Source organism: Thalassoglobus sp. JC818, from assembly GCF_040717535.1.
Taxonomy (GTDB): Bacteria; Planctomycetota; Planctomycetia; order Planctomycetales; family Planctomycetaceae; genus Thalassoglobus.
The window spans coordinates 845,941-868,957 of the sequence record NZ_JBFEFI010000001.1 but is presented as its reverse complement, the minus strand read 5'-3'; the positions used below and the strand labels follow the sequence as shown (position 1 = coordinate 868,957).

Genomic DNA, 23,017 nt, shown 5'->3' with positions numbered 1-23,017 from the left:
AGTCAATGAAGAACATAAGTGACATCTCCTGGAAAGCCTTTCTTCCGACACTTCGAATGAAGCTGCGAAAGGAACTTGCCAAGTCAGAATGTTTGAACTGAAAAACGAATCAAACAAGACCACTCGCGCGAGGTGAGATCTTGTTTCTCAACACGTTTCGTTAAAAGCACATCGCCGCCGTACTCTACTTCCTACCTTACCTTGAAGACATCCGTCGAATGCTCGATTTCTTTTCTCATTATTGGCCCATCATTTTCGGTCTTTTCGAACGATGCTTTGCAATCGGAACGAGCCTCCATGCATTGTTGCAGAAACGAGAGACACGTGCCGTGCTCGGTTGGGTCGGGCTGATCTGGTTATCCCCATTGATCGGATCGTTACTCTACTGCTGTTTCGGCGTGAATCGAATTGAACGCAAAGGGGAACGCATTCTCGATCAGATTGATGCCCAGGGAAAATACACACTGAAGCGAGCAGTCCGTGCCTGGGAGACACGTCATCAGCGAACCGATACCAACATGGAATTGGAGGAAATCGGAAAGTGGATCACGCGTCGCGATTTGACTCCTGCAAACGATGTCACCCCGCTGGTCGGTGGCAAAGCAGCCTACGATTCGATGCTCACAGCCATCGATAAGGCTCATCGATCGATCAGTTTGTGTTCCTATATCTTTGACAACGACTCCTCGGGCAGAATGTTTGCCGAAGCTCTCGCCAACGCGACGCAGCGCGGAGTTGATGTTCGCATTCTCATCGATGACGTTGGCACTCGATATTCAAAGCCGACAATCTTGACTGAGTTTCAGCGGCTTGGACTCAGCGCAGCGACGTTTCTGCCAACGAGCACCCCTGCTCTGGTGTTTTATGCGAACTTGAGAAACCACCGAAAAATTCTGGTTGTCGATGGAGAGATTGGATTCACCGGCGGGATGAATATCCGTGAAGGCAATCTCAACTTGCCACGTTGCAAACATCCCATCCAGGACGTTCACTTTCGGTTTGAAGGACCAGTCGTCGAGCACTTTCTCGAAGTCTTTCTAGCCGATTGGGCATTTGTGACTGGGGAACATCCCGACCCGGAAAAGCTGTTTGGAGATCCCCCTCTCAACGGAACAACATGGGCTCGCGGCATTCCTGATGGACCGGACGCAGACCTTGATAACATTCGCATGGTGATGCTGGGAGCGATCGCAGCCGCGGATGAACGTGTCGACATCGTCACTCCGTACTTTCTGCCAGATGAATCGATCATTAACTCGCTCAATGTGGCAGCCATGCGAGGCGTGCGTGTCAGAGTGCTGATTCCGGAAGAATGCAATATCCGACTCGTCCAGTGGGCTTCCACCGATCCAATTTCGAGAATCTTGCCCTATCACTGTGAAGTGATCCGTACGTCGGCTCCGTTTGATCACTCAAAAATCATGCTGGTCGACAATGACTGGACATTAATTGGCTCCAGCAACTGGGACCCTCGAAGCTTACGTTTGAACTTCGAATTCAATGTGGAATGTTACGGAACCCAACTCAACTCCGAGATGAGCAAACTCGTCGACAGCAAAGTTAAGGCAGGCCGCAGAATGTCTCTCGAAGAGTTGCAGGACCGCAACTTTGCACTTCGAATTCGAGACGGAATCGCCCGACTCGCGACACCTTATCTATAGACACTGCTGAAACCAAATTCTTGTTGAATGCTTCTTCAATCCTTGAACGTCCAATCATCGCATTTCGAACGCATCAACAACATTTGCTCTTTTGGTCCGCCTCGCATACTCTGAGAAAGACGAAATGAATCCAACAGCCTGATTGCTTGGCAAATCCGGTCAACCTGCACCGCTCAAGTGTTGCACGCTGCGATTGCCTTTCAGAACCACGACGAGTCTATCTACAACGAATCGACGAAACTTACTCAGAGGATTGTGACGATGACCGACTCCACGAACACGACACGTCGAGATTTTCTCTGCACTGCCGCAATGGGCGCGATCGCGACATCGGCGGCTTCGATCGTCCCCGCCTCAGCATTGGGACTCGAAGGGACGGTTGCTCCGAGTGAAAAGATCTCTCTTGGCGTGATCGGAATCGGACCGCGATGCACATACGATCTGACAGCGATGCTACAGCTTCCCGACATCCGATGCGTGGCCATTGCCGACGTTCAAAAGAGTCGACGTGACAAAGGCAAAGAACTGGTCGATGGTGCCTACGGCGACAGCAGTTGCAAACTCTATAGCGACTTCCGTGAACTGCTCGATCGAAAGGATATCGACGCTGTTCTGATTGCCACTGGCGACCGCTGGCATGCTCCGGCATCGATGCTCGCTGCTCAGGCTGGGAAAGACGTTTACAGTGAAAAACCGTGCGGAATTACGATCGAACTTTGTCAGCAACTGGCAGACACGATCGACGCTGAAGGTCGAGTGTTTCAAGCTGGGACGCAGCGAAGAAGCGTGACCAACTTCGCTAAAGCTGTCGAAATGGTACACACTGGCAAGCTCGGGGAACTTCATACCATGCATGCTTCGGTGTATATCCCGGTTCTTGAGAATAGCTGGCTGCCACCCGAAGCGACTCCCGATCCGAAAGTGTGCGACTGGAATATGTGGCTGGGACCAGCCGCTTGGCGACCATTCAATCAGAAATACGTCGACGGCCGCTGGCGTGGGCAATGGGATTTCGATTCCGGCGCCCGCCTCCTCGACTGGGGAGCACATACCGTTGACCTGTGTCAATGGGCGAATAACGCTGACGACACAATGCCTATTGAATATGTTCCGGAGCAAGACAAGATCGTTTGCCGCTACGAGAATGGAGTCAAGCTGATCATCGATTTCCTGGCAGAGCCATTCGGCAACCGCGATCCGCATTACATCACCCGGCTCGGTACTTGCCCCGTTCGATTTATTGGATCCGAAGGATGGGTCGAAACCGGAGACAATGGAGAAATCGTCACCGATCCCAAGAGCCTCATGCAGGACGAACAGTACGAACGCGTCCGAGGGCTGGATGTCGGAACTCATGCCCGAAACTTTTTCGATTGCATGCGAACTCGCGAACTGACGAATGCCAACCAACACGTGATGCGAAAGTCGCATATCGCCAGCCACGCAGCAGCAATCGCCTGGATTCTTGGCCGCAAGCTGACGATCGATCCCGCCACGGAAGAGTTCATCGATGATCCGGAAGCGAACCTGCTCCGATCACGCCCTGCGCGCGACTGGGCTGTCTGATCCGAAGACTCTGCGTCAGCGATAACTCAGTTCACACAGTTCAACTGAAGGGCCACGACAGTGTCGACAACTGAAACTGCTTACTTCCGGTTTACCGATACAGATGGTCAACCGCGGTTTGTTATTCAGCTGCATGATCCGGAAAAGATCAAACTCGCGCGGCGAATTTTGTCAGGAGACGAAAGAGAAAAGGTTCATGTTCAAGGCACGATTATGAAGTCCCCTGCCCCTTACAATCCGGGTTGGAGCTATCATCTCGATCCGGAGACGATCGACTTTTTCGGGTACGCGATTGAAGTTTGCGACGCGGCGATTCAATACGTCGAAGATCATCTCGATGAAGTTGGCGGAGCCACTCTTCCAAACTCGCATTGGTGCCCCTGGAGTTCCTCACTCGTGGACGAAGTGAATGCCGATGGAGATCCCGTCCAGTAATCTTTTCGATCACTCTTTCTGAGTTATCGGTTAAACAATTCATCACTTGCGACTGAATGATGCGAAGCGACGGAAAACAAAAAACCGGGAAGTCGAAAATGACTTCCCGGTTTTCGTTTTTGAATTTGTCTGTGAGTTCAGATCATCAATGAGAACGGAATTCCTGCAGACTAAGTAGGACGTCGGCGGGCTCCTCCCACTGCTCGTCCTTTCTTCTGAGCGTACTCGTCCAAGTTAAAGTCGAAAGTGTTTTCTCCACTGGCCACTTCGAACTTCTTCTCGATCTTGATCACTTGAGGAGGAGCAGCCATCGGAGGAGGCGTGGGATTGCTGTCGTCCTCGGATGCTTCAACGCTTGGCACACCAGCAGTGATTTGAACTCGATGTGTTCCGATCACAGCTCCCTTGAAGTCATCGTAGTCAAGTTCGTAGGTCCCGTCCGATTTTGTAATTGCTGTCGATGTTCGTCCATTATCAGGGATGAACTCCACAATCGCTCCAGCGACGGGCTGTCCTTCCTTAGTCACTTGCCCCTTGACGACACCCAGGTCGATGCCGCTGCCACAACCCAGTGAGAGAAGTGGAATGGCCAACAGGAGGGCACTGATTTGATTCTGCTGCCAGAAAGTCATTGAAATCACCTCTTAAAACACTTAGTAAAGTAAATTGAAGTTTGCAGATAATAAGATGCGTAGGTTTTCTTAGAACTCGCTGATGACGGTTCGGTCATTCCGAATGCTCAAAGCGAGCAGTGTATCGAAGTCGATGTTCTCGGAGAGGAATCGAACCGATCCATCGGCGAGAGTCACTTGAACTCCCCCAGTGTGGTTCGAGCGGAATCCAGTGTGGCCACCATAAGGGATGTCGTGGCCGTATCCGGGGCCGTTGTAGTTAATCTGATATCGAGGCACGGTGATGTTGAGCGACCATCCCAACCATGCGTGGTTGGCAGGTCCTGCTCCCCAGAATCCACCTGCCCAGTTGCTTGGTCGTGCATCGACATCGGCACCGTCTGAGTCACGAATTGTGTAGCTGGAGTGCTCTCCGATGGCGATCGTGTTCGTCGTTCCATCGAGGAACATTGCGATGCGAATCGGTTGCGTGTCGCCGTTCATGTTGATGATTGCACCAACTTGATGATCCCAACCGTATCCAGTCCAAATTCCTCCAGAAGGAACCGTCGTCGTTTCAGGTTTCCAGTAGCCACCTGAAACTCCGGAGTAGTCCATGACCTGGTAGCGGATGTCTTCGGGAGCATCAGGTAATGCGCGAGTTCCTCCATTTGTCGTTTGCAGGCGAGTCGTTGGAAGATCGCTCGACGGGCAGTTGAAACTGGAGACGCGAGTCTGTTGCATCAGGTCCCAGTTGAGGTTTGCCCCGCTCTGCATCGTCCAGTCAGTCCCTTCCCAGATGATTTTGTTGTAGGCAGGTCCCTGATCGATGTATGGAAGGATCATCGTGACCCAAGATGCATTGCGTTGATCGTCAGCGGTCATGACGATGTTGCCGGGAAGCATCGAGTAAACGTCGTGATAGTTGTGGATCGCGAGACCAAGTTGTTTCATGTTGTTCTTACATTGGGTCCGCCTTGCTGCTTCACGTGCCTGCTGGACTGCGGGGAGCAGTAGGGAGATGAGAATTGCAATGATCGCAATCACGACCAGCAATTCGATCAGCGTGAATCCGTTCCGTCTCGATTTTTTGGTAAACATTCTTAGCAACTTACTTCTCTATAACGTCTGAGTGTTGAGCGCTTGTTCGGTGCTCGATCGAGAAAGCAAAGCAGATACCATTGAACTATGTCGATCAATCTATGTGATCGTCGAAGCTCCGTTTCACTAGGTAATTCGCTGGTCGAATACGCAGGTGTCTGATTCCCCTGCATGAGAAACGCCGTTGCATACACAACCAAACGGACCATTCAATCAGAGTGGACTGATGTCAGTAGGGATTTCATGCAGTCAACGTCGGCACTATTGCGCAGCAATGAAGCACGGCTTCTGACAGTGATGCATTCGATGTCTCGCTCCGTACAGAAGCTCTCTGCGACGCATGAAGTTCTCTCTTCGTGATGCTGTGACTGATTGAAGAAGTGCAGAGATCAACGCGCGTCACTTCGAACATGATGCATGGGAAAGAACAGCAGTCTCGTCTTTGTTTTGGAGCGATGTTTGAGTGTCCATGCAGCATTCAGCAAGTGAACTCTGCTTGTGAGGAAGCAGAATTCGCACCGGAGTTGTAGAGCATTTTCTAGTCTTGTGTGCACGATCTCGCACGAGCAAGCACAGCGTTGAATTTATAGAACAGTGCAAGCGAGTGCACAGGAAAGAGCAACTTGCTCTAGTTGGTCACGTTCGCTCCGGGGAGCACGAGCGGGTTGAATCGATCGACTGGTTCCCCTGCTGACCAGGAGATTCCACGCAACAGGAGAATTCGAAAAAGTGGATCGTCAAACGTCCATGAGTAATGACCGGGGATCGAGACGAAGACCCGTCCACCGGAGTGTTGCTTTGCCCAGAACATCGGACGTGGTTGATTTTCCTCAATGGAATGCCCCAGAACACTTACTTCAGTGAGCTCGCCGGTGAGATTCCAGTAACTCTCGTCAACCATTTTTAGCACCCTGAAACCGCGTGCGATCGGATGATCCTGTGCGTCGAAATCTACTTTCAGCGGACCGTGACGAAAGCGAGATCCCGGTCCCCACGCCTTTCCAATTCGACCAGCGAATTCGGGAGCATGCTCACGGCCATCGACTGCCCAGTGAATATACGTGAGGCCTCCACCTCGGCTCAAAAAGCTATCGATTTTGTCGCTTCGCTCCTGGTTCCAGTCTCCACGTTGATAGAAGACCATGGCATCGGCTTTCTCAAGTTCGTCATCGTCAGGCCATTCCATGGCTTGAACGACCGTGACGTTTTCGGCAATCGAAAACAACTCGCTCCAACTCTTCAGCCAAGCTGGGTAGTCGTGTTCGCCCGGTCCATGGTCTTTCGCCCCGCCGACCAGAACGACTCGCAGCGGCTTCCATGAGTTCGGTTTGAGTGGCGATTCCGACAGAAAGCTTTGGACTTCAGCGAAGCTGCGCGGCGAAGGTGGATCGACAGCAACTCCTACAGTGGGCATCGACGGTCCGCGAGTCAGGAGGAATGTCAGAAGATCACGTTGTTCCTGATCGGAGAGCGTTTTGAGCAGCCCTTCAGGCATGACCGATTTACTCGATGGTTTGACTAACTCAATCTCATCAGGATCGATGACCGTCGTTTTTCCGGCTGAATCGCTGACATGCAGTTGCCCTTTTACGGTCTGTGAGAATCCTTGAATGACTCGACCATCATCCAAAAGATAAATCGAAGTTAAATAGTCAGGGTTAATTGCAAAGCTGGGATTCGTAATATCTCTGAGAACGCTCGCGTAATCTCGGTGGATCAAGTTCGAGAGATCCGGACCGATCGAGTTTCCACTGCCGTGAATCGAATGGCACTTCGCGCAACCCTTCTCGGAGTTGTGAAAGACGCTCCAGCCTCGAGCCCAACTCCCTCCCTTCAGTTCCGGGATCTCGGCAAGATCTTTACTCTGCACTTCGTGGTTTTCAGTTTTGGCCCAAGGCAGCAGGACGCGACTCGGGGGCATTGGACGCAACCGCTCATCTTCATTGGTTCTGTATGCGATCGAAAATTTCAGCGCTTGTTCGAGAGAGTCGGACTCAAAGCGCACGTTAACATCCGCCAAATCTCCGGATTCAACAGCGATCCCGGAAGCCTCAGAGATTGTGCCACCCTCCCGGTGAACTTGTAGCTCGGTTCCACCGGGGACGTCTAGATGAACAACTTCTGGAGGCAATTCGTATTCGATTTGAGATCCAGGTTGGACTTTCGGGCGGAGCATCGCATCGAGTCGCATTTGCGCAGATAGTCTCCATTCTCCGGGCTCTTGTGCGACTCGCCACAACTGATCATGAAACGCCGAACCGGTGGTCCATTCTCTCGCTGCTTTCAAGTCGAGAGTTGGAAGCCAACCACTCCAGACGACTTCGCCGTGTTGAGAGAATGCAGCCTCACATCCCGAGAGGTTAAATCCGAGGTCGATTGCATCGATTTGTTGCGACTCGTCTTTGCTTCCCTGTGTTTCTTGTGCCTCACATATCGATCTTGGAAGCGTGAGTGAATAGTGTTCCGCAACGGACAATTGATCGGTGGCAATCACCAATGTTCGCAGGTCAGCTGTTTGCTGAACCGAATGAATTCGAATCCGCCGTCGCGGCGAACGTTGCTGGGCATGGACGACCGAATACCCGGGCCACAACGATTCAAACCGATCCCCAGCACGAACAAATGGACCTGCTGTGATTTCGACTTGTTCCATGGTTCCACGCAATCGCTCGGCCGGAATCGGACGGTCAAACTCGACACGCAGTTCGTGGGAAGATGCTGGCCAAACCAGTGTGGGCTGCGGACTTTCTGGCTCTCGATATTCGACTTTTAAGAGCTTCCCGATCCCGGCTGGACCGCTTCCCCAGTCAGGTCCGCCGCTGTGGACTGCTACAAGCAATCCGCCATCGGGAGTGAGGCAACAATCAACCGGGAGCATGTTCAGGCAAGCGAAGAGATGGTTCCTCGCGACATAGCCAGCTTCCGTTTTCGACAGCTCCGTGCGATACAGTTTTCCTCGTGAGTATCCAGTCACGAAGGCATCACCGACCCAGTGATCTGGACCGAAGGTGTTGCCGTCAGGAGTGATCGGTTCATTAAAACAGAATCCGCACGTTGACTGATGTTGCGGCCCGTAGTCGAACGTGCTTGGTTCATCGATGACATCAGGGAGATGCTTCGGATGCCGAGGAGGAAAGCCATAGTGCCTGCCGGTTTGGATGTGCAGCAACTCATCGAACGGATTTCCATTCGCCAGCCATGTAGCCCCCTCCTGGTCAGTGCAGAACAAATCACCTGCCCTGTTAAATCGAAGACCGACCGGAAAGCGAATCCCGGTGCAGACGATCTCCCGTTGCTTTCCGTCAGGAGAAATCCTGAGGATCGTTCCTCGCTCGCTGCTCAGATCGAACTGCGACTCACCCTTGTCGTTGATGAGGTATGCATTCGTGAAATCGGTAGTTCCTCGCCCGAAATAGACACTGCCATCTTTCGGGCTAACAGCGACTCCCAGGCAGTCAACGTTGTGCTGCAGAGGTTGCCAATCGTTGGCGAGAATGCGTTCTTCATCAGCACGTCCATCACGATCGGTGTCCAAAATGAGAGTGCATTTGCCCTTGCACGCCACGTAGACTCCGTCGCCATCAGGGAACCCAGGCGTGGTCAGATCCATTCCGATGGGCGACAGGATCTCGCCATGATTCTCCCAGAACAGCGAATACTGATCCGGAAGTCCATCGCCGTTTGTGTCCGTTAATCGCCAGATGTTTCCGTTGTAGCCCAATGCGATCAGTGTTCCGTCCGGGCGATATAGAATGTTATTAATATTTGGCAATTCGATCGGAACTTCACGCACCGCGAATCCGGGGACAAAGACCTGCGCCAACGGAGGGTTTTCAACGCGAACGAGTGGTTCACCTCTGTCTGTTCGAATCGGAACCGGCAACTTCTTTGTCGTGCGGTATTTGTGCTTGAGGTACTCTTCAACCCTTCTTCGTTGATCCTCAGTCAGTAAGCGGTCATAGACGAGAATTTCTGCGATGTCCCCGTCGAAAAAAGCCTGCGGCTCAGGTGATCCTCCACTATTGTTGTATCTACGACCACCCAGCACGACTTCTTCTGTATGAATCGAGGAGTCAGTCTGACGCGGACGACTTCCTTGAAAGTCACCATTCACCCAGACACCAATTCCGTCAGGGCCACCGCTTGATGTGACGCACATGTGAGTCACTGATCCGAACTCGATCGGGCCTTTCAACAGATTGGATTCCCCACCTGCGCCGACACCTTCGACATTAATACTTCGCTGGGTGGAGGCAGAACCACTTCCCTGATCGATGTTGAGTCCACTCTGATAGTCATTTCGATCCTTCGCGCTGAACGAAATCCACGCGGAGTACGGAGCCGGAGTTGAGTACGTCGCTGAGACGATGAAGACTGTCAGCTCGTCACATGTCGTTTCTGCGATCGAAGATGAAAGAAAGTCATCGCCGGAAAAAAGGACTGATCGAAAGTCTCCGGTTTGGTGAAAAACTGGCTGCCGATCGGTTTCCGTTTGCGTCAGATCACGGCGATTTCCAGAAGCATCCGGCCAAACTGAGACAGGCTCGCTCTCAGCAGGCGCGGTCACTCCGCGAGCTTCGAAGGCGGAATCTATCCGTGAAGCATCCAGCCAAAGCATTAAATTATCTTTGATTGGCAATGCAGGATCGGACCACATTTCTGTGGCTGGGACTAACTGACGAAGAGTCTCTTGACCCACCGATTCCGTTGTTGCCCAGACGAGCAACATGAACGTCAAAGCGATGGCAGATGGATTCGCCGCGCGCGCAGCAACGAAGATTTTGTTCACGAAAGAATCTCGATTGAAGACAAGTTTTTAAGCAAGGTCACGCACAGGAATTCGTGACAATGGTTTTAGATCGAACTTAGTTTGTTCGATTTAGCTTTAAGTCGACGAACTGTTGGACTTGGTCTCGAATCGCGGTTTCGGTCGGTAAACGTTCCATCGAACTCGCTCCGTAGAAGCCGTGGATGTCGCAGTTCTCCAGCATGAACTTTGCATCTTCCGGCATCGAGATAGGGCCGCCGTGACAGAGGACCAGAATATCCGTGCGCACGCTACGCCCCGCTTCGGCAATCTCGCTGACGCGGCGGACACAGGCGTCGAGTGAATTCGCCGTTTCAGCGCCGATGGCACCGCCGGTCGTTAAGCCCATGTGAGCGACCAGGATATCGGCACCAGCTTCGGCCATTTGTACTGCTTGCTCTGGATCGAAGACGTAAGGAGTTGTTAATAGTTCCAGCTTGCGGGCAGCGGCGACGCACTCAACTTCCAGGTCGTATCCCATTCCGGTTTCTTCGAGGTTGGCGCGAAAAGTTCCGTCGATCAAGCCGACCGTTGGAAAGTTCTGGATGCCCGAGAATCCGAGATCGATGAGTTCTTTCAGAAAATGGTCTCGAAGCATGAAGGGGTCGACACCACACACGCCAGCGATGACGGGCGTTGATTTGACAGTCGTCAACACTTCCTTCGCCATGTCTTTGACGATTTCATTTGCATTCCCAAAAGGCAAGAGTCCGGATAGAGATCCGCGGCCAGCCATGCGGAATCGTCCGGAGTTGTAGATCACGATCAGGTCGATTCCGCCCGCTTCTTCGCACTTGGCACTAATTCCAGTACCTGCCCCACCACCGACGATTGGTTTGCCTTCAGAAATTTTGGCATGGAAACGGTTCAGGATTTCGGTTCGATTTTGTCGCATGATTTTAGTCGTTTCAAAGAGGTAAAGAATTCAAGTGGAAGATCATTCGCTCGGCAAATCTACGAGCTTGCTTTCGCAGAGAGTTCGCTGAAATGCTGAAGGAGAGCTTCGGAAAACTCGGGAGCATTGATCTCATAGGGCAATCGAATGCATTGCCGTGTGTCAGATTGTTGAAGGTGTTCTTCGAGGGAATCGAAAAGTGCGTGATCTGCTTCCGGATCGTGAAACGGTTGTCCGGGAACGTCGAGTAGAGACAGGCCACCTTCAGGAATGAGTAAGCGTAACGGCGCGACCGATTGATTCAGCTTGTCAGCGATCCAGCGTCCAATTTGTTTGCACTCGACTGCATTCGTCCGCATCAATGTGACTTGGGCATTGTGGCAGTGCAACAATCGGTCTTGGAACTGTGGAGGAACTGTTTCGCGGGCTCCAAAGTTCACCATGTCCAATGCACCCAAGCTTAGTATATAGGGGACGCGGCTTCTGAGAACACGATCGAACCGCTCCGGACCGGCGGCGAAGACTCCGCCAACAATTTCGTCAGCCACTTCGGTTGTTGTGATGTCCATGACTGCTGTGAGAAATCCTGACTCGACAAGCTGTTCCATGGCTCTGCCTCCGGTGCCTGTTGCGTGGAAGACCAGACACTCATTGTTGTCTGCTTCCAACTGCTGGCGAACCTGAGTCACACAAGGAGTCGTCACACCAAACATTGTCAGCCCAACAGTGTTTCGCGGCGGAACTTGTGAGTCAGTCGTTTTTGATGTCGTCGCTTTTGAATCGGGAAGAACCATCCCGGCCATTGCATCTGCTGCGTTGGTGAGAATTCTTTTCGACACGACATTCAGCCCTGCGATGTCGACCACCGAGTAGAGCATGAAAATGTCGGAGCAATCGACGTACGGTGCGACGTTACCGCTGGCGACAGTCGAGACCAGAATCTTCGGCATTCCGATTGGAAGTATTCGCATTGCCGGAGCGATGAGAGATGTCCCTCCGCTGCCTCCGATTCCGATGACTCCCTGTACCCTGCCCGCTCGTTGCTCACTCAACATGAATTCGCGGAGGCATGCCGACATTTTCGCGATGGCTTGTCCGCGATCGCCTGACGTCGACTCGTTTTGTGTGACCGTAGATTGAATCGCAGACGCTGCTAGGACTTCTTCCCGCGACACATCTGCCTCAGCGGTCAGTTCCGGATCCGTTCCAACATCGACTGTTCGGACAGCGACGCCACGATGGCGCAATCGATCAGCCAGAAAGCCCAGTTCGGCTCCTTTAGTGTCCATTGTGGCGAGCAGATAAACGGCAGCAGATTCACGTTGACTATTCACAGGGTAACACCTTCGTAACAGTTGAATCGTCTGTTCTCTGATAAGCAACTTCTGGTCCAATGCCTCTGAGAGCATGCGATGACATGAACATCAGCTAGTGATTGTCATGAAAAACACTTCGATATCGTCAGGAGCGTCGCTTTGGAAGCGCTTCGGTAGTTACAGTTAAGTGACAGTCGGTAACAATTGTTACCCACGACGAAACAGCTTCGAACTCCCTTCTTCCCATCAAGAACTATTGAATTGATGACTACGATACAATCGCGAGCTGAGAAACAGGAAGCTCGACCACTTGTCGCCGTCGTGGCGGGCTCGGGTTTGGTGGCTCGCTGCGCCATCGATGCTGGGGCGGATTTGCTTTTGGCTCTCAACGCCGGGATGTATCGAACGCACGGAGTCGGGACGCTGGCTGCGTTCTTGCCGCTTGGTGATGCGAATGAACAAACAGACCGACTGTTGCGATGGGATGTCTTGCCTCATGCGAAGAGCACTCCTGTCTTCGCCGGTCTCTTCTGCGGAGATGATGAGTCCAGCCTGATCGCATACCTCGATCGCTGGAGAGAATGGGGAGTCGGGGGAATCGTCAATTGGCCCGCATTGGGGTTTGTCGATGGCGAGTATGGGCGAGTTCTACAGGAGAATGGCTTCAACACGGAAGCAGAATCAAAGTTGTTGACGCTGGCGAAAAGTCGCGGATTTCAGACGCTCGGCTTTGCATTGTCGAATGATCAACTTGAGTCGTTTCTCGATGCAGGAGTTGATGGCCTGATCTTGAATCTGGGTCTGACGAAGCAGTTGGACGACGTCCGGGATCGTCGCGATCAGATGCAGCAAGCAGTGACGCGCATGAATGAGATGCTCAATCTGGCCAACCGGTTGAAGCCAAACGTCCCCTGCCTGGCATTCGGTGGTCCGATCACGACGGCAGACGATCTCAAGACTCTCATGCGGCAGACTTCCGTTCACGGATTCGCAGGAGGGTCAGTCTTCGAACGATTGCCAGTGGAAGCCGCGATTACGTCGACAATTCATCGATTTCAAAGTTCGATGGAAACGGTGGACTATGAACGCAGTGCTCGAGGCTTCGGCCCGATGATCGGTCGCAGCCCGGAAATGCTCGAAGTCTTCGACTTAATTAAGCGTGTGGCTGGGCATAGCGTGAATGTGTGCATTGAAGGCGAATCAGGAACCGGTAAAGAACTCGTCGCTGCTCAGATTCATCGTTTGAGCCGAAGACACGCCGGACCGTTCATCACGCTTAACTGCGGAGCGATTCCGGACAGCTTGCTTGAGTCGGAGTTATTTGGCCATGAGAAAGGTGCGTTCACGGACGCAGATCGCCGTCGACGCGGAAAGTTCGAACTGGCCGACAGCGGAACTCTGTTTCTGGACGAAGTGGCGGACCTCAGCCCGCGAGGACAAGTTGCTCTGTTGCGAGTGATTCAACAACAGGAAGTCACTCCCATTGGTAGTGAGGTCTCGCGATCGCTTGATGTCCGAGTGCTGACAGCTTCGAACCGACCATTGCGAGAACAGGTCGAACAGGGGCTGTTTCGTGAAGATCTTTACTACCGATTGAACCAGATTACGTTGAAGATTCCGCCACTCCGATCTCGTCGAGATGATTTGACTCTGCTAGCTCAGGAGATCGCTCGTCGATTGCACTCAGAGATGAATCGAAAGTCATTCGACATCAGCCCGGCGTTTCAGAACAAGCTGCTTCAACATTCGTGGCCCGGGAATTTTCGTGAGCTAGAAGGAGTGTTGCGCGAATCGGCAATTCGCGAAGATGGAGATGTGCTGCACGGTCGACACTTCATTCCGGACGGGATCTCATCGTCATCCGGCCGGCAAAGTGACGATTCGCATCGACCAATTACACCTGTGCTCGATCTCGAGAACTCTCTCGCAGGTGATACGACAGTCAGCAACCGCATGAAAGCAGAAGCTGCGGTTCAGCAGTGTCATGGAAATAAAACGTTGGCCGCCAAGACTCTCGGAATATCTCGGAAGACGCTGTATTGCTGGCTGAAGGAAGACAATGTCGATTGAAGTAATTCGATGAAAAACGTCGAGTGGTTGATCGTCGTCCGAATATTGAAACGAGGTCCGACTGGTATCGACCCTCTCCTGCACTTTCTTTCCGATGAATGTTGCAATTGGTGCTTTCTTGTTGTGGAACGTGCGTGTGAATTGCTTCGCAGTCCGCTTCGAATTACTTTCGCAGGGAACATTCATCACTAAGTGCCAGCAATTTTAGATTCATTACACGCTGACAACATTCAGACGGAATCATCATGCATCAATTCACTCCCCAAGCGTGGGTCAACCAAAGCTGTGCAATCGCGAACTTTTGGCGCAAGAGTAAAGCAAGCGGCGTTTGCATTCTATTCGCTGCTGTGGCAGCGCAGTTGTGGTGTGCTGGACTTACATCGGCCGCAGAATCTTCTCATCCGAACGTCATCGTGATTATGACGGACGATCAGGGGTATGGTGAGTTTTCATGTCATGGAAATCCGTTGCTTGAAACGCCATCCATTGATCAACTGGCGAGCGAGAGCGTTCGGCTCACTGACTTTCATGTCTCGCCAATGTGTACGCCGACGCGTGGCCAACTCATGACCGGATTGGATGCTTTTCGAAACGGTGCGATCAACGTCAGCAGTGGGCGAACTCTGTTGCGTCCGGAGCTGAAGACGATGGCGAATGTGTTTCGCGATGCAGGTTATCGGACCGGGATTTTTGGAAAGTGGCATCTCGGCGACAATTACCCGTTTCGACCTGAAGATCGTGGCTTTGATGAGGCTCTGTGGTTCCCGTCTTCGCACATCAACAGCGTTCCTGACTTCTGGGACAACGACTATTTCGAAGATACATATCTGCACAACGGAGAGCGACAAGTTTATGACGGCTACTGCACAGACATTTTCTTTCAGAAAGCGATGGACTGGCTGGAGTCGACCACTTCGGACCAGCCGAGTTTCGCATACATCCCGCTCAACTCCGCCCATTGGCCGTGGTTTGTTCCCGAGAAGTACCGTCAGGCAGTTCAAGCTTCCGTTGACGCGAATCCGGAAGTGACCAAACACCTCTCGCCGGAGAAGCGGAGGAATCTTGTCAGCTTCCTCGCGATGGGAAGCAATATCGATGACAACGTCGGTCAGCTTCTTCGATTCCTCGACGATAAAGGGCTCGCAGACAACACAATTGTTGTCTTTTTGACGGACAACGGAAGCACGATGGGTGCCGACTATTTCAATGCCGGAATGCGAGGAAAGAAGACGACCCTCTGGGAAGGTGGTCACAGGGTTCCCTGCTTTATTCGGTTTCCGAATGCTCTCAAAGCACAGGACGTCGAGACCCTCTCGCATGTGCAGGATTTGCTTCCCACGTTGGCAGACTTGTCGGGATGTGAAGATCAATTGACCGGTGAGCTTGATGGTGAAAGTCTGGCTCCGATTTTTCGCGGCGAGTCCGATTCGATCGACGATCGTATGCTCGTGATTAACTACAGTCGCATGCCGACGTTTCGAGTCACGTATACCGATGGCAATCCGGCGATCCCTCAAAAGGAGGGGGCGTGTGTGATGTGGAAGAACTGGAGACTTCTCGAAAACCGGATGCTGTTCGATGTCTCACAGGATCTGCATCAGGATCACGATATCGCTGCCGAGAACTCGGAAGTCGTCCAGGCGATGCAGGCACATCTCGACCAGTGGTGGGACGGTGTGAAAGATGAAGTCATGGAGCCGCAGCGTGTGGTGATCGGTCACTCGGCAGAGAATCCGATGCTGCTAACCGCGTGTGAATGGCTGGACGTCTTCGTCGACCAGCAGGTGCAGATTCGCAGAGGCGTTCAAAAGAATGGTGTGTGGCACTTGGTTGTTGCAGAACCGGGAACGTACGAGTTTGAGCTTCGACGTTGGCCGCGCGAAAGTGGCCTGCGATTGAGTGATGGATGTCCGCAGCTTCAGGTGACCGACGGGACATACGTGGCCGGCAAAGCATTACCAATTCATCATGGCCGGCTGCGAGTTGGAGACGGTTTCGATCAGACGACCGATGCAAACTCAGAGGGAACGTGTTTCCAGTTCAAGGCCAACCTCAATGCTGGACCAATTGAACTGGAGTCCTGGATGCTCGATTCCGCAGGGAATGAAATCTGCGGAGCATACTATGTCTACGTGAATCGGATCGATTAACAAATCTAATCGAATGGAAGTCGCACGCTTCAACGTGGCTGCGGTAAAGCTGTTACTTCACCACGACGAAGTGCGGGTCCGCCATGATATCTTCGTTGAATTCCTTCCAACTAAAGTTGTCAGCGCGGCCATTAAACGGGTCGACAATTGAAATTGTTGTTCCTGTCGGAGTTCCATCGCCCCACATGCGATAAACCGTGATGACATGATTCAATGAGAGCCGTGGAAAGTCGAAGAAGCCAAACAAAGCCAGTCGACCGCGTTCGAGGTATCGTTTCATAACCGAGACAGTCACAGTCGTCACCGCACCCATTCGGACATCAAAGCATTGCATATTCAATGCGGTCGCCAGCCTTCGAGTGTTGCCAAGATCTTGCACGGGAAGTGTGCCGTCGACATTCACTCGAACGCCATTGTCGCTGGCAATTTGCTTCACGTCAGAGACCATCAGGTGCCGACCGCGATCACGTCCACGAGCCATCGCTGTGGCCGCCGCCCAGCAGTCGTTTTGGGAAGGTTGTCGAATGTGTGCAATCGGGTGTGTAACGCGAAAGGTAGCCATAGGTATCTCCTCATTTCGGGAAAGTGAGCGCGGATTGAGCCCGTCGCTTTAAAATAAGATGCTCGTCTCTAAGCATTGATTCGAGTGGTTTGAAGTCGAAGTCTTCTGCTCTTTCCCTGATGAATTCAGGCAATCGATCGAGCAAATCTCGACAGAGTCAAACACGAAACGGCGAAAGCACAACTGTTTTCGTCTGACTCACAGAAGAGTTGCTAAGAAACTGGACGAAAACGGAAAATTCTTCGTCACAAATCAGCGCGAACCGCGCGGCAGTCGAATTGAAGGCTTTTAGCAGCCCAATGAGGTGCTCGTGAATCCTGAAATGCAAATGGTTTGTTGCATATTTTCAATTGACGTTTGTCTCACCAGCCTTTTACGGTGTGGAAAGTATCATTTTCGACCGGATTGTTCCTGCTCTCGGAAACACATAAGAGGCGAACAAATGCTTCGAAAAACATTTCTCCTGCTGGCAGCAATCTGTAGTGTCGGTGCGAGTCAGGCAACCGTAAATGCAGACATAGTCATTGCAGAAAATGTCGTAACGGGTCCAGGGTCTGGACTTGCGGTATTCACTGGAAACTCTCGTGGTCAATCCTTTACAGCAACCCAGTCAGGCCGGTTGACGACGATTGAATTGCAGGTATGGAGAAGTATTAATGGTACTCCCACGGACGATTTAAACGTCTCTTTGACAACACTGAATTCATCCGGAACACCGGATCTATCAAATGTACTGGCAACTCGAACGCTGTCAGCTGCGGAGATTCCCACTACTTCCTTTTCAACTGCTCTGGTACCGGTTGACTTTTCTTCATCGATGGTCGAATTGATGGCAAATACTGATTACGCGATCCTGCTGACCAGCCTCACAGGAACACTTCCGGATTGGTATCTTTGGACATCAGGGGCAGGGACTGCATATTCAGATGGGATCGGGTTTAGTGGGAATACATCATTCGTGGCGGACACGACTTTCGATTCCGGTTTCCGCGTCAACGGGACTGCAGTCGTCCCGGAGCCAGCTTCGGCACTTTTAATGTTGTCAGGCGTGTGTGGGGTGGGACTTCTTCGTCGACGTTCACGAAATCGTTGAAGTGTACTGAGGACGTGAAGACAAAGCTCTCCTTTCGAAGCACCCTTTCGAGAATCTTTGACTCCAGCAGGCGATCATTTCTCGCCTGCTGGAGTTTTTTATTTCTGGCGACTGTCAACAGACTTTCGTGAGGCTGAATCCTGGGACGATCTCATCGATTGCTTCGTAAGTCTCAAGTGCCCCGGCGGAGCGTTTGACGTCAATTAAATCTCTGAAGTCGGCTCAAGAATAAAGAATCGCGAACACTTTTCCTCTTCCTCCATAAGCGTGATCATTAGGCAGTTGATCACTGTTTGAAGACAGAAGTTACTTCACCTGTCGGGCTTGTCGAAGGGAGAGTTGTTTGAGAGTTCCGAATGATCTCTGGGATCAGCGAATTGTTGAGGTCTGCAGAGAGCGTCAACGTGAAAGCGAGTTTGATCGAATGATCCAGTGGCTGGAGTCGCTACCGCCAAACGCTGAGCGATTCGCCGATCAACTGGTCGAAACACATCCGATCCTCTGGTGGTCGAATTTTATGGGCTGCATCCAGGCGGGGCTCGAGGAGTGTGATGAGGAAGCGTATCGCATTGCGCTCAAGTTTCTCTTGGATGACCTCAAAACACCTTTCGGAAAAATCCACAAGCGTCAATTTCTGAAGCGATTTCGTCGACAGAGACAACTCATCAGTTGGGAAGACCACCGGGCACTCTCTGCGGTTTACGAACGACTATCGAAACTGCGCTATCGCCCCCAAGAGTTTGATGAACTTGAAAAGCTGCTGGCAGAACTCGATTCTGACTCGTCACGTGCTGCGCATTGATTCGATCTATGACGTTCCCTCGGCGCACTTTTTGAAGTCCGAATGCCTGCCTGTTCGAATGCGATTCAACTACGCGAGGATCTCTTCGATCGCTTCGTAAACCTCAATCGCTCCGGCGGCGCGTTTCACGTCGTTGAATTCTCCATAGTCGCGCTGGGCGTGACGAATCGCGAACACTTTTTCCTCATCCTCCATGAACGTGATCATCACGAAGTAGTTCAGCGCTCCCATCGCGGATTGACCCGGTGTTCCCGTTTGAACTTCTTCCAATTCCAGAGACTTGATGGCGTCTGCGGGAATTGTCCATCGCTGTTTCTTGCCTTCAAACAGAACTTCTCTGGTCGCCCTATCGACCTGCAAAAATCCCATTTCGTGAAGCACCTGAATCGTCTTGGCCATCTGGTCAGGTTCCAGAATTTCGATCGGAACCAAGTCCTCAGAATCGAGATCAATACGGACACCTGAGCGCTTCCGAATCTGATCAAGCGCCATGTCCATCAGGTCGAATGAAGCGGCCGCAGTTGCAATGCGATCTGTGTAGGTGCCTGCGACGTAAAGTCCCCCGATTGAGGTCATGATCAGTAGCCCGAATCGCACGACACCAAGGTTGTTCCAATTCTGGTAGCCGTAGTAGCCAAGATATCCCGTCAAGAGCAGCCACAATCCCACAGCCCAGCATTGATGAAAAATCGCTTTGACCATTCCTCCAAAATTCATCAACCCCGGAGTCCCTTCCGGAAGCTCTTCGATAGTTGCGCGGCTGGACGAGTCAGGGGATTCGCTTTTCCACTGAAAGGCTTTCTTGAACTCCTGGTCCTGATCTGGTTCCCAGCCATCGAGTCGCACCGGTTTGCCGCTGTCGTGGATCGCTTGAGCGACGCGAGTCAGTCCAGCCTTGGAGTCGATGCCGATGGCCTGCTCTTCTCCGTCGTAGTGAAAGAAGAGAGCCGGTTCCGGCCACTTCGACTCCTCTGGCAGAACGATCGCGAAGCCAGGAATCTCAGATAGCTTGTACGTCGTGGGCTGCGAGTACTTTCCCATATCGCCCCCGACGACGATTGAATCATCCAGCAGAACTGCTTGCCGACGAGTTTCGACGCCATCGATCACCCACCAGATGGCGGCCGCGAATCCGATACTCATCCCGATGATTTCAAACCAGTTCTTGGGCTGACCGGCTGGGGCTGCGAAGAAGAAAACAAGTCCCACAACCGCCGCAGCCGCTCCGAGAATGAGGACCAGATTGAGCCAAGACCTTGAGGTGCGAATCCGTTGCTGAAAAAACCAGGGTTCATTCCAGACAAATCGTTTTCGCTCAAAAAGTGCCATGTCGCTAGCCTGCCGGAGTGTTGACGAATTCTGTTTGGATCTCTGTCCAAAGGAGCGGTCAACCTAGCGGTTCGAACGTACACTCGCAACGCATTTGTTGCAGTTGATGTGAGAAAACGAGTTAGCTGACGGAGGATGATTAAGAAGCGGTGAACGGAGAACTCAGCTATCGATGGAAGTCGGGACTGCTGCCTGAGCAAGGTTCTCGTCGACGTGCTGGCTTTTGCTTGACGGCTTTTCGGAAGTTGCTTTTAGTCCGATGATGGCAGCCACGAGCAGAAGCAGAAAGAAAATACGCGTTGCAGAAACCGACTCGTTGAGAACGAACATTCCAAAGAGCGCTGACCCCACAGCCCCGATCCCGACCCAAACTGGATAAGCTGTCCCGATGGGAAGATCACGAACAGCGATCGACAACAGAATCATGCTCGCAATGAGTGCGATGATCGTCCAGACAGAGGCCCAGAACTGTGTGAAACCGTCGGTGTATTTGAGTCCGACTGCCCAACCGGTTTCGAGGAGACCGGCAACAAAGAGAATGATCCAGGAAAGATTCATGACGCTCCTACGGGTTTGAGTCCAGTAAGTGCGTCGTCTTGTCGTAACCGGGTACGGCGCGTCTCGTCCGGGAGCGAAATTCTACGCACCAGGTTGTGCCTAGCCAAGATCGTTGAGCAAATTGCCGACTCTTTTCTTCAGGAAGAAGAACTAGAAAGAGGTCGCACACCAGCTCAACATTTGGGGCGAATGACATTCTCAGCGATGAGTGACTTGAGGCTACGGAAACCTACCTGTTCTTTGGAGTCTTGCGGTTCCGAGGGGCCCGCAGAAGAGGCAGGCAACCGATGATGAACAGCGCAAACGACGACGGTTCCGGAACGACGGAGTTGGCATTGACGGTGACTTGCCAGTTGTCGATTCCCGAATCGGTCATCGTTTGCAGCGGCGACCCTGTTCCGTTGGAAACGCCGTATCCAAACTGAATCGTCGTTCCTGTCGCCGAAAAGTCTGGAGTTTCGCCCGCTCCTCCTATGCGGCTAAAACCACTCGCAACGAGATTCGGAAGAGTGAAGCTGTTCCATTGATTCGCAGGTGCTTGAATCAGTGGATAGCTGTTCGAAGAGTAATAGAACCCGTCCTGGAACAGCAGAGCTGTGTAAGCGACGGCGTTTGAGGCTCCGAAGTCGAATCCAATTAAATCAAACGCAAAGTCGAGGCTCTGAATTTCCCCTTGAGTGGACGGATCATAGATCGCCGCACTGCGTAAGTGGCCGGTGAAGATGGAACCGGTCGGTTGAGTCCCGCCGTAAGTGTTTTGAATTTGCCGAAAAGTTCCCGGATTCCCTCCCGAAGCGGTCTGCCCAACATTGAAAGATGTGCCCCCGGTCGAAGCAATGGTGGTGGCAGTCCAGTTGGCGTCTTCGAATGTCCCATCCGAAAAGGTCATCCCAGCGCGACATGTCGTCGCACAAGCCAACAAGAATGAGACACAGACAACTTTGTGCATGCACATGACAGGCCCTTCCGTTTGAAGTGATCCTTGTTCAGGTCTCCTGACTTCACCCTACCCGTGCAAAAAGTCGCGTGCAAGAAATTTCCAGACTTTGCACGGAACGTCCAGTCGCTTGGAACGATAGTGATCATGTTCTAATCTACCCGTTCACACCACACTGTAGAGCACTGCGCCGCAGTTGGATTCGACGCCACTTTACATAACTGGAGCACTGACAGTGTCAGAACTTGGACTCGCCAATTTTCGCAAGGAGACCGACTTTCTGATCGGAATCGATTCAGATGGCTGCGCGTTTGACTCAATGGAAATCAAGCATAAAGAATGCTTTATTCCAAACTTCATCAATTACTTCGGGTTGCAGCCCATCTCAAAGTACGCTCGCGAGGCTGCCGAGTTTACGAATCTCTACTCCAAAACTCGCGGAGCTAACCGGTTTCCAGCATATCTGCTGGCGTTGGACCTGCTCGAAGAACGCGATGAAGTCAAACGTCGTAACGTCACTCTGCCCAAGCTTCAGGGAGTTCGTGACTGGGTCGAACGAGAAACCAAACTCGGCACAAAAACCATCGGTCCAGAGTCAGAAAAGACCGGCGATGCTGATCTGAAACAAGCTTACGCCTGGTCGAAAGCAGTCGATGAGACCGTCAAGGACATGGTCCATGGCGTCCCACCGTTTCCGGGTGTTCGTGAAGCTCTTCAGAAAATGAAGGAACAGGCTGACCTGATCGTGTGCTCGGCAACTCCCAACGAAGCCTTGCAGAAAGAATGGACCGAGCACGACATCGATCAGTTCGTCAAATCGATCTGCGGACAGGAAGCTGGCAGCAAGAAAGAGTCTCTCTCTGCTTGTCAGAAGATGGGCTACGAGCCTGAGAAAATGCTCATGATCGGTGATGCTCCCGGCGACATGAATGCCGCACTCGCCGTGGGGGCTTTGTTCTACCCGATCAATCCCGGACACGAAGAAGACAGCTGGTCACGCTTCCTCGACGAAGCTTGCGATCGATTCTTCGCTGGCACCTACGCCGGAGACTATCAAAAGAAAGTCATCGCCGAGTTTGACAAGTACCTTCCGGAACAGCCTCCCTGGAAGTAATTCGGCAAAT

At 52.2% G+C, this 23,017-nt stretch carries 16 protein-coding genes, 1 pseudogene and 1 riboswitch; of the genes and pseudogenes, 8 read left to right on the top strand and 9 right to left on the bottom strand.

The genetic code is table 11. The annotated features are described in order from the left end of the window. The first annotated feature begins 302 nt into the window (after positions 1-302). The 3 genes from AB1L42_RS03080 to AB1L42_RS03070 all read left to right on the top strand — a co-directional run bounded on the left by AB1L42_RS03080 (position 303) and on the right by AB1L42_RS03070 (position 3,662). Entirely contained in the window at positions 303-1,661 is a 1,359-nt protein-coding gene (locus tag AB1L42_RS03080) for a phospholipase D-like domain-containing protein (RefSeq protein WP_367051071.1), read from the top strand. Between the two features lie 261 nt (positions 1,662-1,922). After that, positions 1,923-3,227 carry a Gfo/Idh/MocA family oxidoreductase gene (locus AB1L42_RS03075; protein ID WP_367051069.1) on the top strand — a complete coding sequence of 435 codons (1,305 nt, stop codon included), beginning with the start codon at positions 1,923-1,925 and terminating at the stop codon, positions 3,225-3,227. A 60-nt stretch (positions 3,228-3,287) separates the two neighbouring features. Further along, entirely contained in the window at positions 3,288-3,662 is a 375-nt protein-coding gene (locus AB1L42_RS03070; protein WP_367051067.1) for a calmodulin-binding protein, read from the top strand. Between the two features lie 170 nt (positions 3,663-3,832). Here the strand turns inward: AB1L42_RS03070 and AB1L42_RS03065 are convergent, their stop codons facing one another. The 5 genes from AB1L42_RS03065 to AB1L42_RS03045 all read right to left on the bottom strand — a co-directional run bounded on the left by AB1L42_RS03065 (position 3,833) and on the right by AB1L42_RS03045 (position 12,410). Then, complete coding sequence (locus AB1L42_RS03065; RefSeq protein WP_367051065.1) at positions 3,833-4,294, bottom strand: hypothetical protein; 462 nt, start codon at positions 4,292-4,294, stop codon at positions 3,833-3,835. A gap of 69 nt (positions 4,295-4,363) precedes the next feature. Further along, the gene (locus AB1L42_RS03060) at positions 4,364-5,374 is read right to left on the bottom strand and encodes a DUF1559 domain-containing protein (RefSeq protein WP_367051063.1); all 1,011 of its coding nucleotides are present in this window, start codon (positions 5,372-5,374) and stop codon (positions 4,364-4,366) included. 628 nt (positions 5,375-6,002) lie between these two features. Beyond that, positions 6,003-10,163: a ThuA domain-containing protein gene (locus tag AB1L42_RS03055; RefSeq protein WP_367051060.1), complete on the bottom strand. Its 4,161-nt coding sequence runs from the start codon at positions 10,161-10,163 to the stop codon at positions 6,003-6,005. A 76-nt stretch (positions 10,164-10,239) separates the two neighbouring features. Then, on the bottom strand, positions 10,240-11,076 hold the full coding sequence (locus tag AB1L42_RS03050) for a phosphoenolpyruvate hydrolase family protein (RefSeq protein WP_367051057.1): 837 nt from the start codon (positions 11,074-11,076) through the stop codon (positions 10,240-10,242). Between the two features lie 59 nt (positions 11,077-11,135). Continuing rightward, complete coding sequence (locus AB1L42_RS03045) at positions 11,136-12,410, bottom strand: Tm-1-like ATP-binding domain-containing protein (RefSeq protein ID WP_367051053.1); 1,275 nt, start codon at positions 12,408-12,410, stop codon at positions 11,136-11,138. A 246-nt stretch (positions 12,411-12,656) separates the two neighbouring features. Between AB1L42_RS03045 and AB1L42_RS03040 the strand changes: the two genes are divergently transcribed. Both AB1L42_RS03040 and AB1L42_RS03035 read left to right on the top strand, forming a co-directional pair. After that, positions 12,657-14,462 (top strand): phosphoenolpyruvate hydrolase family protein, encoded by a 1,806-nt coding sequence (locus AB1L42_RS03040; RefSeq protein ID WP_367051050.1) that lies wholly within the window; start codon positions 12,657-12,659, stop codon positions 14,460-14,462. A 245-nt stretch (positions 14,463-14,707) separates the two neighbouring features. Further along, the gene (locus AB1L42_RS03035) at positions 14,708-16,612 is read left to right on the top strand and encodes an arylsulfatase (protein ID WP_367051047.1); all 1,905 of its coding nucleotides are present in this window, start codon (positions 14,708-14,710) and stop codon (positions 16,610-16,612) included. Positions 16,613-16,664: 52 nt separating this feature from the next. Here the strand turns inward: AB1L42_RS03035 and AB1L42_RS03030 are convergent, their stop codons facing one another. Beyond that, a complete protein-coding gene (locus tag AB1L42_RS03030) occupies positions 16,665-17,174 on the bottom strand; it encodes a papain-like cysteine protease family protein (protein ID WP_367051044.1) in 510 nt (169 codons plus the stop codon). 442 nt (positions 17,175-17,616) lie between these two features. On the opposite strand from AB1L42_RS03030, the gene AB1L42_RS03025 reads away from it, so the two are divergent. Then, entirely contained in the window at positions 17,617-18,267 is a 651-nt protein-coding gene (locus AB1L42_RS03025) for a VPLPA-CTERM sorting domain-containing protein (RefSeq protein ID WP_367051042.1), read from the top strand. A gap of 343 nt (positions 18,268-18,610) precedes the next feature. Next, on the top strand, positions 18,611-19,069 hold the full coding sequence (locus AB1L42_RS03020) for a hypothetical protein (protein ID WP_367051039.1): 459 nt from the start codon (positions 18,611-18,613) through the stop codon (positions 19,067-19,069). A 69-nt stretch (positions 19,070-19,138) separates the two neighbouring features. Here AB1L42_RS03020 and AB1L42_RS03015 read toward each other — a convergent pair whose 3' ends face one another. The 3 genes and pseudogenes from AB1L42_RS03015 to AB1L42_RS03005 all read right to left on the bottom strand — a co-directional run bounded on the left by AB1L42_RS03015 (position 19,139) and on the right by AB1L42_RS03005 (position 21,911). Then, a complete protein-coding gene (locus AB1L42_RS03015) occupies positions 19,139-20,398 on the bottom strand; it encodes a hypothetical protein (RefSeq protein WP_367051035.1) in 1,260 nt (419 codons plus the stop codon). A 240-nt stretch (positions 20,399-20,638) separates the two neighbouring features. Next, positions 20,639-20,956 (bottom strand): annotated as a pseudogene (locus AB1L42_RS03010) (SMR family transporter); the annotation flags it as partial. 27 nt (positions 20,957-20,983) lie between these two features. Beyond that, a riboswitch (guanidine-III (ykkC-III) riboswitch) is annotated at positions 20,984-21,048 on the bottom strand. Between the two features lie 137 nt (positions 21,049-21,185). Next, the gene (locus tag AB1L42_RS03005; protein ID WP_367051033.1) at positions 21,186-21,911 is read right to left on the bottom strand and encodes a hypothetical protein; all 726 of its coding nucleotides are present in this window, start codon (positions 21,909-21,911) and stop codon (positions 21,186-21,188) included. Positions 21,912-22,128: 217 nt separating this feature from the next. On the opposite strand from AB1L42_RS03005, the gene AB1L42_RS03000 reads away from it, so the two are divergent. Next, positions 22,129-23,007: an HAD hydrolase-like protein gene (locus AB1L42_RS03000; RefSeq protein WP_367051030.1), complete on the top strand. Its 879-nt coding sequence runs from the start codon at positions 22,129-22,131 to the stop codon at positions 23,005-23,007. Positions 23,008-23,017: the final 10 nt, after the last annotated feature.

What these genes read in the sequence shown, in the direction of transcription:
- AB1L42_RS03015 (WP_367051035.1), bottom strand. Translation starts at nt 20,398, where the DNA reads ATGGCACTTTTTGAGCGAAAACGATTTGTCTGGAATGAACCCTGGTTT.
- AB1L42_RS03035 (WP_367051047.1), top strand. Translation starts at nt 14,708, where the DNA reads ATGCATCAATTCACTCCCCAAGCGTGGGTCAACCAAAGCTGTGCAATC.
- AB1L42_RS03025 (WP_367051042.1), top strand. Translation starts at nt 17,617, where the DNA reads ATGCTTCGAAAAACATTTCTCCTGCTGGCAGCAATCTGTAGTGTCGGT.
- AB1L42_RS03005 (WP_367051033.1), bottom strand. Translation starts at nt 21,911, where the DNA reads ATGTGCATGCACAAAGTTGTCTGTGTCTCATTCTTGTTGGCTTGTGCG.
- AB1L42_RS03065 (WP_367051065.1), bottom strand. Translation starts at nt 4,294, where the DNA reads ATGACTTTCTGGCAGCAGAATCAAATCAGTGCCCTCCTGTTGGCCATT.
- AB1L42_RS03050 (WP_367051057.1), bottom strand. Translation starts at nt 11,076, where the DNA reads ATGCGACAAAATCGAACCGAAATCCTGAACCGTTTCCATGCCAAAATT.
- AB1L42_RS03060 (WP_367051063.1), bottom strand. Translation starts at nt 5,374, where the DNA reads ATGTTTACCAAAAAATCGAGACGGAACGGATTCACGCTGATCGAATTG.
- AB1L42_RS03040 (WP_367051050.1), top strand. Translation starts at nt 12,657, where the DNA reads ATGACTACGATACAATCGCGAGCTGAGAAACAGGAAGCTCGACCACTT.
- AB1L42_RS03030 (WP_367051044.1), bottom strand. Translation starts at nt 17,174, where the DNA reads ATGGCTACCTTTCGCGTTACACACCCGATTGCACACATTCGACAACCT.
- AB1L42_RS03075 (WP_367051069.1), top strand. Translation starts at nt 1,923, where the DNA reads ATGACCGACTCCACGAACACGACACGTCGAGATTTTCTCTGCACTGCC.